Source organism: Streptomyces sp. SAI-135 (assembly GCF_029893805.1).
GTDB lineage: Bacteria > Actinomycetota > Actinomycetes > Streptomycetales > Streptomycetaceae > Streptomyces.
In genome coordinates this window covers 2,752,815-2,767,967 of record NZ_JARXYP010000002.1, presented here as the reverse complement: position 1 = coordinate 2,767,967, position 15,153 = coordinate 2,752,815, and the positions used below count along the sequence as shown (strand labels likewise).

Below are 15,153 nucleotides of genomic sequence, written 5' to 3'. Positions count from 1 at the left end.
TTGAGGGGCAAAACTTCTGGATGACGAGAAAGTAGGCACGGGGTGTCTCCCGGAAAGACACCGGGTGCCTTGTTTTCGAAGGTTTTCGCAGGTGAGCGCTGGTGTGCTCGACTGCGTCAGGCCCGCGGCGCGCACCCCAGCACGTGGGCCTTCACGATCTCCGGGATCCGCGGGTCCCGGCGCTTGAACGCCGCCACCAGCTCCTCGTGCTCCTCCGCGTACGACTGCTGGACCGTGCCCAGCCAGCGGATCGACAGCGCCGTGAAGACCTCGATGCCCAGACCCTCCCAGGTGTGCAGCAGCACCGAGTTGCCGGCCGCCCGCACCAGCTCGCGGTGGAAGCCGACCGTGTGCCGCACCTGGCTGGTGCCGTCGGAGGCCCGGTCCGCCTCGTACAGCGCGGCGACATGCGGCTCCAAGGCCGAGCAGTCCTGGGCCAGCCGCTCCGCCGCCAGCTCCGCCGCGATCGCCTCCAGACCGGCCCGGACGGGATAGCTCTCCTCCAGGTCGGCCGCCGTCAGATTCCGCACCCGTACGCCCTTGTTCGGCGCGGACTCGATCAGCCGCAGCGACTCCAGTTCCCGCAGCGCCTCCCGCACCGGTGTCTGGCTGACCTCCAGCTCGGTCGCGATCCGGCGCTCCACGATCCGCTCGCCCGGCTGCCAGCGCCCGCTGACGATCCCCTCCACGATGTGCTCGCGGATCTGTTCGCGCAGCGAGTGGACGACGGGCGCGGTCATGAGAGCTCCTTAAGGGCGTTTGACGTAAAGACAATAAGGCCGCGGGGCCGTCAGGGAGGGGCGCACGGGGGCGCTTTCATGCAGGTGAGACGAGGCTTACACGCTCCCAGCCGCACGACTTCTGTCAAGACGCGGAACTCCCCGGCCTCCAGGTGTGTCGCGTTGGTCAGGGGGTTCCCGCGCGGGGCACTCCATCGCACCACAGGGGGACGGCATGCACATCGGGGGACGACGGGGACTGGCCGTCACGGCCGTGATCGGCGCGATCGTCGGCGTGGCGGGCTGCGGACAGCCGTCCGCCCGGGCGACGGCGGAGACGGCACCGAGCAGCTCGCGAGCGATCACCGCCATGGCGGGCACGGCCCCGGGCAGGGGCGCCGCCTGCGTGTTCGTCAAACCGGACGGGGCCCAGAAGTTCGGGCACGTCGGCTGGGGCTTCAAGGTCCCGGGCACGGGCCGCTGGGTCTACGGCGCCGTGGAGAACCCGAGCGGCAGGCTGTACACCCCGCCGGGCGGCGACATCGGGGCCTGGCACGCGGAGGGCTCGTACGACCGCATGCTCAGCGAGATGGCGACGGACGCCCACTACCCGGGGACGTCCGAGCACCCGTACAGCCGTTACCGCTGCACCAAGTCCCCGACGTACGACGTGAACCGCGCCCGGGACATGATCCGTACGGTCGAGGTGCGCGGGTTCCTCGTCGGCGTGGACCCGAGGACCGGCAAGCTCACCTCGCGGGACTGCCTGGACGCGACGTACGACGTCCTCAAGGCGTACCGGACCCGGCACCTCACGCCCGCGCCCAGGCTCTCCGTCCCCAACGTGTGGGTGGAGGAGCTGTGGGGCTGGTCGGACCGGCAGCTCACGCCCAGGTGAGGAAAGGCCGGTGCCCCCGCCCGGAGACCGGACGGGGGCACCGCACGAACCAAGCGCCTTACAGGCCGAGCTCGACCTCGAACTCGCCCGCCTCCAGGATCGCCTTGACCGCGGTCAGGTAACGGGCCGCGTCGGCGCCGTCCACCAGACGGTGGTCGTAGGAGAGGGTCAGGTAGGTCATGTCGCGGATGCCGATGACCGTGCCCTCCTCGGTCTCGATGACGGCCGGACGCTTGACCGTGGCACCGATGCCGAGGATCGCGACCTGGCCCGGCGGCACGATGATCGTGTCGAAGAGCGCGCCGCGCGAACCGGTGTTGGAGATGGTGAAGGTCGCGCCGGACAGCTCGTCGGGCGTGATCTTGTTCGCGCGGACCTTGCCCGCGAGCTCCGCCGTGGCCTTGGCGATGCCGGCGATGTTGAGGTCGCCCGCGTGCTTGATGACCGGGGTCATCAGGCCCTTCTCGGAGTCCACCGCGATACCGATGTTCTCGGTGTCGAAGTAGGTGATCGTGCCTTCGCCCTCGTTGATCTTGGCGTTGATCGGCGCGTGCGCCTTCAGCGCCTGGGCGGCCGCCTTGACGAAGAACGGCATCGGGGAGAGCTTGACGCCCTCACGGGCCGCGAACGCGTCCTTGGCGCGGGCGCGCAGCTTCATCAGACGGGTGACGTCGACCTCGACGACCGAGGACAGCTGCGCCTGCTCGTGCAGCGCCTTGACCATGTTGTCGCCGATGACCTTGCGGATGCGCGGCATCTTGACGGTCTGGCCACGGAGGGGAGAGGCCTCCAGAGACGGCGCCTTCTTGGCGGCGGCCGGGGCGGCAGCGGCGGCCGGAGCCGGAGCGGCCGCGGCGGCCTTCGCGGCCTCGGCGGCGGCGATGACGTCCTGCTTGCGGATACGGCCACCGACACCGGTGCCCTTGACGCCGGCCAGGTCCACGCCGTTCTCCGCGGCGAGCTTGCGCACCAGCGGGGTCACGTAGGCGCCGTCGTCACCGGAGGTCGCGGCCGGAGCCGGGGCCGGGGTGACCGGGGCGGGCGCCGGGGCCGGAGCGGCGGGCGCCGGGTCGGGCGCCGGAGCCGTCTGCTGCTGCGGGGCCGGAGCCGAAGGAGCCTGCGGGTCCGGGGCCGGGGCCGGAGCGGGCGCGGGAGCCGCGGGGGCGGGCGCCGGAGCCGGGGCGGGGGCCTCGGCGGCCGGGGCCGGGGCGGCGGGAGCCTGAGCGGCGGCCGGAGCCGCGCCCGGGGCGCCGATGACGGCGAGCTTGGCGCCGACCTCGGCGGTCTCGTCCTCGCCGACCACGATCTCCAGCAGCACACCGGCGGCCGGGGAGGGGATCTCGGTGTCGACCTTGTCGGTGGAGACCTCGAGCAGGGGCTCGTCCTCCGCGACCTCCTCGCCGACCTCCTTGAGCCACCGGGTGACGGTGCCCTCGGTGACGGACTCGCCCAGCGCGGGCAGGACGACGTCCGTGCCCTCGGCGGAGCCGCCGCCGGAAGCGGCCTCGGCGGTGGGAGCGGGCGCCGGGGCGGCCTGCTCGGTGGACGGAGCGGCCGCGGCCGGCTCCGGGGCGGGCTCGGCGACCGGCTCGGCGGCCGGAGCCGGAGCGGCGGCCGGGGCGCCGGTGCCGTCGTCGATCACGGCCAGCTCGGCGCCGACCTCGACCGTCTCGTCCTCGGCGACCTTGATGGACGCGAGGACGCCGGCGGCGGGGGAGGGGATCTCGGTGTCGACCTTGTCGGTCGAGACCTCGAGCAGCGGCTCGTCGGCCTCTACACGCTCACCCTCGGCCTTCAGCCAGCGGGTGACGGTGCCCTCGGTGACGCTCTCGCCGAGCGCCGGAAGGGTTACGGAAACCGCCATGGTTTCGGTTGCTCCTTACGAATTGCGGAAGTCTGTGTCGTCGCTTCGTCGACCGAGGGTCAGTCGTGCGAGTGGAGCGGCTTGCCGGCCAGGGCCAGGTGGGCCTCGCCGAGCGCCTCGCTCTGCGTCGGGTGGGCGTGGATGAGCTGGGCGACCTCGGCCGGCAGCGCTTCCCAGTTGTAGATCAGCTGGGCCTCGCCGACCTGCTCGCCCATGCGGTCGCCGACCATGTGGACGCCGACCACGGCACCGTCCTTCACCTGGACGAGCTTGATCTCGCCCGCGGTGTTCAGGATCTTGCTCTTGCCGTTGCCCGCCAGGTTGTACTTCAGAGCGACGACCTTGTCCGCGCCGTAGATCTCCTTGGCCTTGGCCTCGGTGATGCCCACGGAGGCGACCTCGGGGTGGCAGTACGTCACCCGCGGCACGCCGTCGTAGTCGATCGGGACGGTCTTGAGACCGGCCAGACGCTCCGCCACCAGGATGCCCTCGGCGAAGCCGACGTGCGCGAGCTGGAGCGTGGGCACCAGGTCACCGACGGCGGAGATGGTCGGGACGTTGGTGCGCATGTACTCGTCGACCAGGACGTAGCCGCGGTCCATCGCGACGCCCTGCTCCTCGTAGCCGAGACCGGCGGAGACGGGCCCGCGGCCGACGGCCACCAGCAGCAGCTCGGCCTCGAACTCCTTGCCGTCGGCGAGGGTGACCTTGACGCCGTCCTGGGTGTACTCGGCCTTCTGGAAGAAGGTGCCCAGGTTGAACTTGATCCCGCGCTTGCGGAACGCGCGCTCGAGAAGCTTGGAGGAGTTCTCGTCCTCGAGCGGGGCGAGGTGCTTGAGGCCCTCGATGATGGTGATGTCCGTCCCGAAGGACTTCCAGGCGGAGGCGAACTCGACGCCGATGACACCGCCACCGAGGACGATCGCGGACTTGGGGACCCGGTCCAGCACGAGGGCGTGGTCCGAGGAGATGATCCGGTTGCCGTCGATCTCCAGGCCCGGCAGCGACTTCGGCACGGAGCCGGTCGCGAGCAGGATGTGGCGGCCCTGGATGCGCTGGCCGTTGACATCGACGGAGGTCGGCGACGACAGCCGGCCCTCACCCTCGATGTAGTGCACCTTCCGGGAGGCGACGAGCCCCTGGAGGCCCTTGTACAGACCGGCGATCACGCCGTCCTTGTACTTGTGCACCCCGGCGATGTCGATGCCCTCGAAGGTGGTCTTCACGCCGAACTGCTCGCTCTCGCGGGCCTGGTCGGCGATCTCGCCCGCGTGCAGCAGGGCCTTGGTGGGGATGCACCCCCGGTGCAGGCAGGTACCGCCGACCTTGTCCTTCTCGATCAGGGCGACGTCAAGCCCCAGCTGCGCCCCGCGCAGGGCCGCGGCGTAACCGCCACTACCACCGCCGAGGATCACTAGGTCGAAAACGGTGCTGGCGTCGTTCGCCACGTCACGTCCTCCATGCATGTGCGCCGTACGCCGGTCTCCAGTGACCGCGCGGCGCGGCTGGTGTCCGGCCGCTCTTTCTTCGGCCCTGTGGTGGGGGCCCTGTCCTGCCGAGCCCCATCTTCGCACTTGTCAGCACCGAACGAGACGCCGGGCCGGGGTGTGAGACACCACACGCTCACATGAGAAAGGAGGACGTGGTGAGACTTCTGAGCAGGGGGCACGGTGACCCACTCAGGGGCGCGGGGCTGTATCGATCTGCGGCTCCGCCGCGCGGGCGCGACCAGCGACGGGCTCGCAGGGGGACTGAGGCCGAGGTCAGACACCCTGGGGGCGCGGGGAACTGCGCGACCAGCCCCCACGCCCCTGCACACGCCGTACGACCGCTGGAACCGTGCTAGTGGGCGGACATCAGCCCAGGTCACCCGACGCCGTCAGCTCGGCCAGCCGCACCAGCGTGCGCACGGCCGACCCCGTCCCGCCCTTCGGCGTGTACCCGAACGGCCCCCCGTCGTTGAACGCCGGCCCCGCGATGTCGAGGTGCGCCCACGGGATGCCCTCGCCCACGAACTCCCGCAGGAAGAGCCCGGCGACCAGCCCGCCGCCCATCCGCTCACCCATGTTCGCGATGTCGGCCGTGGGGGAGTCCATCCCCTTGCGCAGGTGCTCCGGCAGCGGCATCGGCCACGCCGGCTCCCCGACCTCCTCGGCGGCCTCGTGCACCGCCGTACGGAAGGAGTCGTCGTTGGCCATGATCCCGAAGGTCCGGCTGCCGAGCGCGAGCATCATCGCCCCGGTCAGCGTCGCCACGTCCACGATCGCGTCCGGCTTCTCCGCCGACGCCGCCCACAGGGCGTCCGCCAGCACCAGCCGGCCCTCGGCGTCGGTGTTGAGCACCTCCACCGTCTTGCCGCTGTACATCCGCAGCACGTCACCGGGGCGCGTGGCGGACCCCGACGGCATGTTCTCGGCGAGCGCCAGCCAGCCGGTCACGTTGACCTCGAGGCCGAGCCGCGCCGCCGAGACCACGGCCGCGAACACCGCCGCCGCCCCGCTCATGTCGCACTTCATGGTCTCGTTGTGGCCCGCCGGCTTCAGCGAGATACCGCCCGAGTCGTAGGTGATGCCCTTGCCGACCAGCGCGAGGTGCTTCTTCGCCTTGGACGAGGTGTACGACAGCTTCACCAGCCGCGGCCCCGACGCCGACCCGGCGCCCACGCCGAGGATGCCGCCGTAGCCGCCCTTCTCCAGGGCCTTCACGTCGAGCACCTGCACCTTGAGGCCGTGCTCCTTGCCCGCCGCCTGCACGATCGCGGCGAAGGCCTCGGGGTTGAGGTCGTTGGGCGGGGTGTTGATCAGGTCACGCGCGCGGTTGAGCTCCTCGGAGACCGCGACGGCCCGGGCCAGCGCGGCCTTGTACGCGGCGTCCCGGGGCTTGCCGCCGAGCAGCGCGGCCTCGGCCAGCGGCGCCTTGCCGTTCCTGGCCTTGGGGTTCTTGCCGTTCTCCTTGTACGCGTCGAAGGAGTACGCCCCGAGCAGCACGCCCTCGGCGACCGCGCCGAGGTCGGCGGCGTCGCCGACCGGCAGCGCGAAGGCGGCCTTCTTCGCGCCGGTCAGCGCGCGGGCGGCGACACCGGCTGCCTTGCGCAGTGCCTCCGCGGCGAAGGAGGAGTCCTTCTCGGGCTCCGCGCCCAGGCCGACCGCCACCACGAGAGGGGCCTTGAGGCCGGAGGCCGCGGGCAGCTTCGTCACCTCGCCCTCGGCGCCGGAGGCACCGAGGGTGTCCAGGACACCGGCGAGCCCGCCGTCGTAGGCCTTGTCCACGGCCTCGGCGCCCGGTGCCACGATCGGGCCCTTCGCGCCCTTGGCGACACCGATCACGATTGCGTCGGCCCGCAGGCCGGGCGCCGCGGAGGTGCTGAGAGTGAGAGCAGTCACGGTGGTGAATTCTCGCTTCCGATGTGAAGTTGCTTGCGTCGAGAGGGTGGGTCGACCGGGCCCGACGGCCGACCCTATTTCGTGTCCGAATGCGGATCCCGATCGGGGCCTTCACCCCTGTCGGCGACCACCCGGGAAGAGCCTACGCTCGGGTCGGCCGCCGATCATTCCGCATGCCCTGGAGCCCGTCCCTTGAAGCGCCCTTTCCTTCTCGTCGCCCTGCTCCTGCTGACAGCGGGGTGCTCGGCCACCACCGACTCCGAGACCGGTGACTCCCGCTGGCAGCCCCGCCCCGGCACCGCCTGGCAGTGGCAGCTGACCGGCCGGGTCGACACCTCCGTCGACGCGCCGGTCTACGACATCGACGGCTTCGACCAGTCCGCGGCGGTGGTGTCCACCCTGCACGACAAGGGCCGCAAGGTCATCTGCTACCTCTCCACCGGCGCCTGGGAGGACTGGCGGCCCGACGCCGACGCGTTCCCCGAGTCGGTGATCGGACGCGGCAACGGCTGGGAGGGCGAACGCTGGCTCGACATCCGCGCCACGGACGTCCTCGAACCCCTGATGGCGGAACGTTTCGACATGTGCCGCGACAAGGGCTTCGACGCGGTGGAGCCGGACAACATGGACGGCTACAAGAACCGCACGGGCTTCGAGCTCACGGCGGCCGACCAGCTGCGCTACAACCGGCTGATCGCGAAGCTGGCCCACGAGCGGGGCATGTCGGTCGGCCTGAAGAACGACCTCGACCAGATCCCGCAACTGGTGGGTGACTTCGACTTCGCGGTCAACGAGCAGTGCGCGCAGTACGGCGAGTGCGGGGACATGCGGCCGTTCATCAAGGCCGGCAAGGCGGTCTTCCACGTCGAGTACGAACTCCCCACCAGCCGCTTCTGCGCCGAGTCCCGACGGCTGAAGCTGAGCTCGATGCTGAAGAAGTACGAACTCGGGGTGTGGCGCGAGGCCTGCTAGAAGTTCATCGACAGCACCACCAGCGCGGTGGTCGCCGCCGTCTCCGCCAGCCCTCCGAACACGTCCCCGGTCACCCCGCCGAAGCGGCGCGTGCAGTGGCGCAGGAGAAGCTCGGCCACCCCCACGGCCGCGGCGACGGCGAGCACCGCGCGGACGACGTCGTACGACCCGAGGAGCGCCCCCGTCCCGGCCGCCCCCAGCGTCACGATCGCGGCCGCCAGTACCGCGCCGCGGACCGGGACGACCCCCGCCACCGCGGCCCCGAGCCCCTCCGGCCGGGCCGGCGGGACTCCGGTACGGGCCGCGAGTGTCAGGGCCAGGCGTGCGGCGGTCGCCGAGATCACGGCCGCCGCCGCACCCCGGGCCCACGAGTCGCCGTACGTCTGCGACAGGGCGGCCACCTGGGCGAGGAGCACGAGGACGAGGGCGATCACGCCGAACGGGCCGATGTCCGACTGTTTCATGATCCGCAGGGCGTCCTCGGCGGGCTTGCCGCTGCCCAGGCCGTCGGCGGTGTCCGCGAGGCCGTCGAGGTGCAGGCCCCGGGTCAGGACCGCCGGCACGGCCACGCCGGCGACCGCGGCGAGCAGGGCGGAGCCGCCCAGGGCCAGGAGCAGGAGGCCCACCGCCGCCGACGCGCACCCCAGGGCCACCCCGACCAGCGGAGCGCACAGCATTCCGCCGCGTGCCGCCTCCCGGTCCCAGCGGGTCACCCTCACGGGGAGCACGCTGAGCGTGCCGAAGGCGAAGCGGAGGCCGTCGAGCGGGGGCGGGGTCATGGACACGTCGGCAGGGTAGCCCGGACGCCGCAGCCGCCGGGCGGCCCGTCCCCCGCGCCCGGACACTGGGCCCATGGGCCACTGGCTGCACCGCAACATCGTCGAACCCGGGAAGCTGCCGCTGCTCCTCGCCCTGACCGCGTTCGTGCTGACCTTCCTGATCACCCGGGTGGTCACCCGGCTCATCCGGGCGGGCAAGGGCCCCTTCGGCAACGTCAGTTCCGGCGGCGTGCACATCCACCACGTGGTGCCGGGGGTGGTCCTCACCGTCATCGGCGGCTTCGGCGCGGTGGCCAGTGGGCGGCACGGTTTCGGGGCGGGGCTGTGCGCGGTGGTCTTCGGGACGGGCGCGGGTCTGGTGCTGGACGAGTTCGCGCTGATCCTGCACCTCGACGACGTGTACTGGAGCGAGGAGGGCCGCAAGAGCGTCGAGGTCGTCGTCCTCACCGTGGCGCTGGTCGGTCTGGTGCTCGCGGGGTTCTCGCCGTTCGGTGTCGACGACGTGACCCAGGACGAGGCGCAGGACCGCGGCGGTGTCATCTCCAGTGTGGTGGTCAACTTCCTCTTCGCGATGCTCGTCCTGCTCAAGGGCAAGGCCCGCATGGCGATCTTCAGCGTGATCGTCCCGCTCGTCGGACTCATCGGCCTGATCCGTCTGGCCCGCCCCGGCTCCCCCTGGGCCCGCCGCTTCTACACCCGCCGCCCCCGCGCCAGGGCCCGGGCCCTGCTGCGCGCCTACCGCCACGACAAACGCTGGTCGGGTCCCCGCCGCAGGTTCCAGGACCTGATCGCCGGCAAACCGGACCCGGTACGACCACTCGGCCGCTGAGGGGGGCGCAGACACCGGCCGATCGTGGGCGTGACAGTCTCTCCGACCCATGGGGCCCGTCAGGGGAGGGGGCAACCGCGGTGGTCGGGTGAGGCGGTGTCAGGGGCGCGGCGGGGGGCTTCCGGTGCCGGTCCCGGCCCGCTGGCCGGAGTGCAGGCGGCGGGCCGCCGAGAAGGCGTACAGGGCGAGCATCGTCGCGATCGCCGCCACGTGTTCCTTGCCGGCGAGGTTCTCCTTCACCAGGACCTCGATCACCATCGCCGCGATCACGGCGGCCGCGGTGACCCGGGCGCCGTGGCGCAGGCACAGGAAGACGGCGAGGCCCACCACCGCCGCCGACGGGCCGGTGTCGACGACGTGCGCGTCCGAGGCGGGCAGGCCGAGCGGACTGTCGGGGCCCAGCCAGATGCCCACGCGCGCGTACAGCGTCCCGGCGAGCGTGGCCGCGTACGCCAGCGTGAGCGTCCGCAGGCGGCCCAGACAGATCTCCGCGATCCCGAACACGAGCAGGATCTGTGCCAGCGCGCCCCACACCGGCAGGTCCAGGGCGGGCACGAACAGGGACAGGGGAGTGCGGAGCAGGGCAAGCCAGAGCGGGTCCGCGGCGCGCACGGCACCGACGTCCTGGACGAAGCCGTACCCCCACGACCGGTTGTGCACGAAGTGCAGGACCGCCGTCAGGCACACGGCCAGCAGGGCCAGGGGGGCCGCCCGCCACCCCTTCCGGAGCAACGGGCCGCGCACGGTGTCGTACAGCGGCCCCCACTCCGCGCGGGCCCATCGGGCGACCCTCTTCATCCCCTGGTCCTCATCTGTGCGTACTGAGGTGCTCCCGGCGCCGCAGCCAGCCCGGCAGCCCCGGCACCTCCAGGAACCCCTCCGCGCGCGCCGAGGCGATGCCGATGCGCGGCAGGTCCGCGCTCTTCTCGAAGAGCAGGAACCGCGGCTCCCAGATGGGCCGGTACTTGGCGTTGGCCCGGTACAGGGACTCGATCTGCCACCAGCGGGAGAAGAAGCTGAGCAGCGACCGCCACAGCCGCAGCACCGGCCCGGCGCCAAGACGTGCACCACGTTCGAAGACCGAGCGGAACATCGCGAAGTTGAGCGAGACCTGGGTGATCTCGATCTCCCGGGCCCGGTTCAGCAGCTCGATGACCATGAACTCCATGAGGCCGTTGTCCGCGTCGCGGTCCCGGCGCATGAGGTCGAGGGAGAGCCCGTGCGGCCCCCACGGCACGAAGGAGAGCACCGCCTTCAGCTCCCCCTCGGCATCGGAGCACTCCAGCGCCACGCACCGGCCGTCCTCCGGATCCCCGAGCCGTCCAAGGGCCATGCTGAACCCGCGCTCGGTGGCCCCGTCCCGCCAGTCGTCGGCCCGCCGCACGAGCGCTTCCATCTCCTCGGCGGGGATGTCCTCGTGACGCCGGATCCGTACCGTGTACCCGGCCCGCCGAACCCGGTTGTACGCCTGCCGGACGGTCCGCATCGCCCGCCCCTCCAGCGTGAACTCGGCGACCTCGACGATCGCCTCGTCACCCAGTTCCAGCGCGTTCAGGCCGTGCCGCGCGTACACCGTCCCCGCGTCCTCGCCCGCGCCCATCACCGCCGGCAGCCACCCGTGCGCCCGCGCCTCCGCCAGCCACGGTTCGATCGCCCCGGGCCAGGCCTCCGGGTCGCCGATCGGGTCACCGGAGGCCAGCGAGACCCCGCTGACGACCCGGTAGGTCACGGCCGCCTTGCCGGTCGGCGACCACACCACGCTCTTCTCCCTGCGCAGCGCGAAGTACCCGAGCGAGTCCCGCTCGCCGTGCTTGTCCAGAAGCTCCCGCAGGCGCCGCTCGTCGTCCTCGGTGAGCGGGTCGACCGCGCGCCGGGAGCGGAAGGCGGCGTAGAGGACGGCGAGGACGAGGACCGTGCTGAGCACGTTGATGGCGACGTTGACCCAGTTCGGGGTCAGGATCCCGTCGAAGCGGGAGTCGTCGGCGGCGACCGACACCAGCCGCAGCGTGCCGTACCACCAGCGCTGCCCGAAGGACGAGGACCGCGAGGCCGTGTTGGTGACGGTCACCAGGAGCGCGGCCAGCAGGGAGCACACCAGCAGTCCGCCCACGGCCACGGCGGCCGCGAGCCGCGGGTTGGACCGGTCGCCCTTGGCGTAGAACTCCCGCCGCCCGGCCAGCAGGGCCGCCACGAAGGCGGCGGTGAGGAACAGGGAGATCCAGTTCTGCGCGTACCGCCGGATCTCCGGGAACGCCATCGCGAGGACGAACAGCGCGAGGAACGCCCCCGACAGCACCAGGTTCAGGATCCACGCCGCCCGCTTGCGCCGCCGCATGGTGATGGCGAGGAAGGCCGTGAACACCCCGGAGGCGAAGCCCGCCGTGAGCAGGTACGGCGTGAAGTAGTCCTGCTGGTTGTGCCGCCGCACGTCCTGCCCCAGCGACACCCACACCGCGCTGAGGAAGTTGACGAACGCGACGACCCGCAGATACCAGACGGCGAAACCGGCGGCCCGCCGCGAGGTGGTGGTGGACGGTCGACCGGTACCGGAGTTCAGGACATCTCCCATGAAAAGGGATCATGCCCCTCTTCCGGGCCGCGGCGGCGCTCAGCCACGACGGCGCATCCCGGCGGTGCCCGACCGGCCGAACCCCCTACTCCGCCTTCTCCGCCGGCTCGTCGGAGGAGACGGCGGGCCGCTCCGGCAGCTCGGCGGCCAGCGCGGCCGCGGCCTGCACCAGCGGCAGCGCGAGGAGTCCGCCCGCACCCTCCCCGACCGTCACCCCGTGGTCGAGCAGCGGTTCCAGGGCCATCCGGTCCAGCGCCTTCGTCTGCCCCGGCTCACCGCTGTTCTGCCCGGCCAGCCACCAGTCCGGCGCCCGGAACGCGATCCGCTGGCCCACCAGCGCGCAGGCGGCCACGACCACGCCGTCCAGCACGACGGGCAGCTTGCGCACCGCGCTCTGCAGGAGGAACCCGGTGATGGCCGCGAGGTCGGCCCCGCCCACCGCCGCCAGCAGCTGCAACTGGTCCCCGAGCACCGGCCGGGCCCGCCGCAGCGCGTCCCGGATCGCCGCGCACTTGCGCATCCACGCCAGGTCGTCGATCCCGGTCCCGCCGCGCCCGGTCACGACGGATGCGTCGGTGCCGCACAGTGCGGCGACCAGCACCCCGGCCGCCGTGGTCCCGCCCACGCTCACATCGCCGAGCACCACGAGATCCGTACCGGAGTCGGCCTCCTCGTCGGCCACCGCCATCCCGGCCCGGAAGGCGGCCTCCGCCTCCGCGGGGGTCAGCGCGTCCTCGACGTCGATGCGACCGCTGCCGCGCCGCACCCGGTGCCGTACGACGTCCTCGGGCAGCTCGGCCGGATCGCAGTCCAGCGCCATGTCGACGATCCGCACCGGCACCCCGAGGCGCCGCGCGAGGACCGACACCGGACGACCGCCCTCCAGGACCTCCCGCACCAGCTCCGAGGCGCTGCCCGCGGCCCGCCCCGAGACGCCCAGTTCGGCGATCCCGTGGTCACCGGCGAACAGCACCACCCGCGGCCGTTCGACCGGCCGTACCGGTACGGCCGACTGCGCCGCGGCCAGCCACTCGCCCAGGTCGTCGAGGCGGCCCAAGGCCCCGGGCGGCACGATCTGACGCTCCCGGCGCGCCTCGGCGTCGCGGCGCACCCCGCCGTCGGGGCGCTCGATCAGATCGGAGAAGTCGTCGAGATTAAGCGAGCTCATTCGCCGAACAGTACCGGCCCTGATCGAACACGGGGGCGCCACGGGGCCAGGACGTCATTGCACCCGGGAGAGGGATCCCATACGTTCCGTTTTGGAACGAATTGCCGTGCGTCACCGGGAGGTCCCATGCCCGCACCAACCACCCCTTCCGTACGGCGCCTTCGCTCCACCGCCCGCGCGATGCTGCCGTTCCCCGAACCCGAGAGCTGGCTGGACGTGGACACGGGCGACGCCGACTTCCCGGAGGTGGCCAGAGCGTTCTTCCCCTACACGGCCTTCGACGGCCTGGACACCACCCCCCGCGTCCTGCACGCCCAGGCGGTCGAGCGCCTGGAGGAGGGCTACCTGGGCCGTCTGACGGACCCGCCGATCGCCACCCGCCTGCGCGCCCGCTACGACGTGGTGAGCCTGCTGAACCCGCACGCGGACCCCGCCGAACTCGCCGCGGCCCTCGCCGTCCTGCGCCCCGGCGGCCACCTCCTGGTGGAGTCCCCCGCCGATCCCCGCGCCGAACTGAAGGCCCGGGGCTGCGTCATCGTCACGACGGCCCGCAGATCCGCGCACGTCCCGGCCCGTCTGACGGCTCGTCTGCCCGCCACCCTGCCCGGCCCGCCGGCCCGTGCCGCGAGAGCGCTGGACCACGCCCTGGCCCTCCTCCTCGCCGGCACCCGCCTCGCGAAGGCCTACCGGGTGATCGCCCGCAAGCGGCCGTCAGCCCCGTAGGACCATCGCCTGGCCCGCCACCACCAGCACCACCTGCTCGCACTCGCCCGCGAACGCCGCGTTCAGCCGCCCCAGCTCGTCCCGGTACCGGCGCCCGGACGCGGTGGCCGGCACGATGCCCGACCCCACCTCGTTCGACACCGCCACCACGGTCCGCCGGGTCTCCCGCACCGCCTCCGCCAACTCCCGCACCCGCGACCGCAGTTCGCGCTCCCCGCCGTCGGCCCACTCCGCGTCGTCCCACGCCCCCACGGCGTCCATCGCGTCCGTCAGCCACAGCGACAGACAGTCGATCAGCAGCGGTGCCCCGTCGTCCTTCAGCAGCGGCACCAGGTCACAGGTCTCCGCCGTACGCCACGACCCCGGCCGCCGCTCCCGGTGGGCAGCCACCCGGGAGGCCCACTCGGTGTCCCCGTTGCGCGACCCTCCGGTGGCCACGTACAGCACGTCGGGGAACGCCTCCAGGCGCCGCTCGGCCTCCACCGACTTCCCGGACCGCGCCCCGCCCAGCACCAGCGTCCGCCGCGGCACGTCCGGCACGTCCTCATAGGCCCCGACGGCCAGCGTCGTCCCGTCGGGCACCGCCCGTGCCCCGGCGGCGGCCAGCCTGCGCCGCACCTCGGCGCCGGGCGGCACGTCGTGGTCCAGGTGCACGGCGACGACGTCGGTCGTGGGCTGCACCGCCCCCACGGCCCGCAGCCGGGCGATCGCGTCCGGCCGCCGCACGACATCGGCCAGCACCATGTCGTACGGCTCCACGGCCCCGGCCCCCCTCTCCAGCCCGGCGGGCGCGCCCCCGGGCGGCAGATACAGCACCCGCTGCCCCTCGGGCCCGGTGACGGCGTACCCGGTTCCCGGCGCGTCCATCGCCACGGCCCGCACCCGATGCCCCGTCAGCAACGTCAACTCCCGCCCGTCCGGCACCCGCCCCGGCTGCGGGAGCCCGGCGGGCACCTCGACGGGGGGCCCGTCATGGGGGTGCGACAGCAGCACCTGCCGTACGCCGCCGAGCGAGTGCCCGGCCCGGGCGGCGGCGAAGGCGGCCCCGGGGGTCAGGTCGAGGAGCAGGGTCTCGTCGACGAGCACGGCGGTCGCGGCCCGCGCGTCGGCGCCGAGCGCGGTGGCGCAGGCGGCACAGGGGCAGAAGGGCCGGGGGAGACCGGCGGGGGCGCCGGTGCCGAGCAATGTCAGTTCCACGAGACCGATTCTCGCCGGTCGTTGTCGATCCAGCGCGCGCAGAGGCGCATTC

The 15,153-nt window shown here is 72.7% G+C and carries 13 protein-coding genes; 4 read left to right on the top strand and 9 right to left on the bottom strand.

Translation table 11 applies throughout. The annotated features are described in order from the left end of the window. Positions 1-116: 116 nt before the first annotated feature. A complete protein-coding gene (locus tag M2163_RS17020; protein WP_280851933.1) occupies positions 117-740 on the bottom strand; it encodes a GntR family transcriptional regulator in 624 nt (207 codons plus the stop codon). Between the two features lie 214 nt (positions 741-954). Between M2163_RS17020 and M2163_RS17015 the strand changes: the two genes are divergently transcribed. After that, positions 955-1,617: a hypothetical protein gene (locus tag M2163_RS17015; protein ID WP_280894356.1), complete on the top strand. Its 663-nt coding sequence runs from the start codon at positions 955-957 to the stop codon at positions 1,615-1,617. A 58-nt stretch (positions 1,618-1,675) separates the two neighbouring features. Here M2163_RS17015 and sucB read toward each other — a convergent pair whose 3' ends face one another. From sucB to M2163_RS17000, 3 genes are all read right to left on the bottom strand, one after another. Next, positions 1,676-3,481: a 2-oxoglutarate dehydrogenase, E2 component, dihydrolipoamide succinyltransferase gene (gene sucB / locus M2163_RS17010; RefSeq protein WP_280894355.1), complete on the bottom strand. Its 1,806-nt coding sequence runs from the start codon at positions 3,479-3,481 to the stop codon at positions 1,676-1,678. 59 nt (positions 3,482-3,540) lie between these two features. Next, positions 3,541-4,929 (bottom strand): dihydrolipoyl dehydrogenase, encoded by a 1,389-nt coding sequence (gene lpdA / locus M2163_RS17005; protein ID WP_037719613.1) that lies wholly within the window; start codon positions 4,927-4,929, stop codon positions 3,541-3,543. Positions 4,930-5,337: 408 nt separating this feature from the next. Next, positions 5,338-6,864, bottom strand: coding sequence for a leucyl aminopeptidase (locus M2163_RS17000; protein ID WP_280851936.1), 1,527 nt, complete (start codon positions 6,862-6,864; stop codon positions 5,338-5,340). A gap of 192 nt (positions 6,865-7,056) precedes the next feature. Here M2163_RS17000 and M2163_RS16995 point away from each other — a divergent pair, with 192 nt between their 5' ends. Beyond that, complete coding sequence (locus M2163_RS16995; protein ID WP_280894354.1) at positions 7,057-7,836, top strand: endo alpha-1,4 polygalactosaminidase; 780 nt, start codon at positions 7,057-7,059, stop codon at positions 7,834-7,836. On the opposite strand, the gene M2163_RS16990 is transcribed toward M2163_RS16995, so the two are convergent. Further along, on the bottom strand, positions 7,833-8,615 hold the full coding sequence (locus M2163_RS16990; protein ID WP_280897270.1) for an adenosylcobinamide-GDP ribazoletransferase: 783 nt from the start codon (positions 8,613-8,615) through the stop codon (positions 7,833-7,835). The genes M2163_RS16995 and M2163_RS16990 overlap by 4 nt on opposite strands. A 73-nt stretch (positions 8,616-8,688) precedes the next feature. On the opposite strand from M2163_RS16990, the gene M2163_RS16985 reads away from it, so the two are divergent. Then, entirely contained in the window at positions 8,689-9,444 is a 756-nt protein-coding gene (locus tag M2163_RS16985) for a hypothetical protein (RefSeq protein WP_280851938.1), read from the top strand. Between the two features lie 99 nt (positions 9,445-9,543). Here M2163_RS16985 and M2163_RS16980 read toward each other — a convergent pair whose 3' ends face one another. The 3 genes from M2163_RS16980 to cobT form a co-directional block, all read right to left on the bottom strand. Continuing rightward, positions 9,544-10,242 (bottom strand): hypothetical protein, encoded by a 699-nt coding sequence (locus M2163_RS16980; RefSeq protein ID WP_280894353.1) that lies wholly within the window; start codon positions 10,240-10,242, stop codon positions 9,544-9,546. A 10-nt stretch (positions 10,243-10,252) separates the two neighbouring features. Beyond that, positions 10,253-12,013: a phosphatidylglycerol lysyltransferase domain-containing protein gene (locus tag M2163_RS16975; RefSeq protein WP_280894352.1), complete on the bottom strand. Its 1,761-nt coding sequence runs from the start codon at positions 12,011-12,013 to the stop codon at positions 10,253-10,255. Positions 12,014-12,098: 85 nt separating this feature from the next. Continuing rightward, positions 12,099-13,181, bottom strand: coding sequence for a nicotinate-nucleotide--dimethylbenzimidazole phosphoribosyltransferase (gene cobT / locus M2163_RS16970; RefSeq protein WP_280894351.1), 1,083 nt, complete (start codon positions 13,179-13,181; stop codon positions 12,099-12,101). A gap of 126 nt (positions 13,182-13,307) precedes the next feature. Between cobT and M2163_RS16965 the strand changes: the two genes are divergently transcribed. Further along, positions 13,308-13,904, top strand: a complete 597-nt coding sequence (locus tag M2163_RS16965; protein WP_348541381.1) for a MarR family transcriptional regulator — start codon at positions 13,308-13,310, stop codon at positions 13,902-13,904. On the opposite strand, the gene M2163_RS16960 is transcribed toward M2163_RS16965, so the two are convergent. Next, positions 13,893-15,101 (bottom strand): bifunctional adenosylcobinamide kinase/adenosylcobinamide-phosphate guanylyltransferase, encoded by a 1,209-nt coding sequence (locus M2163_RS16960; protein ID WP_280894350.1) that lies wholly within the window; start codon positions 15,099-15,101, stop codon positions 13,893-13,895. The two genes, M2163_RS16965 and M2163_RS16960, sit on opposite strands and share 12 nt — an antisense overlap. Positions 15,102-15,153: the final 52 nt, after the last annotated feature.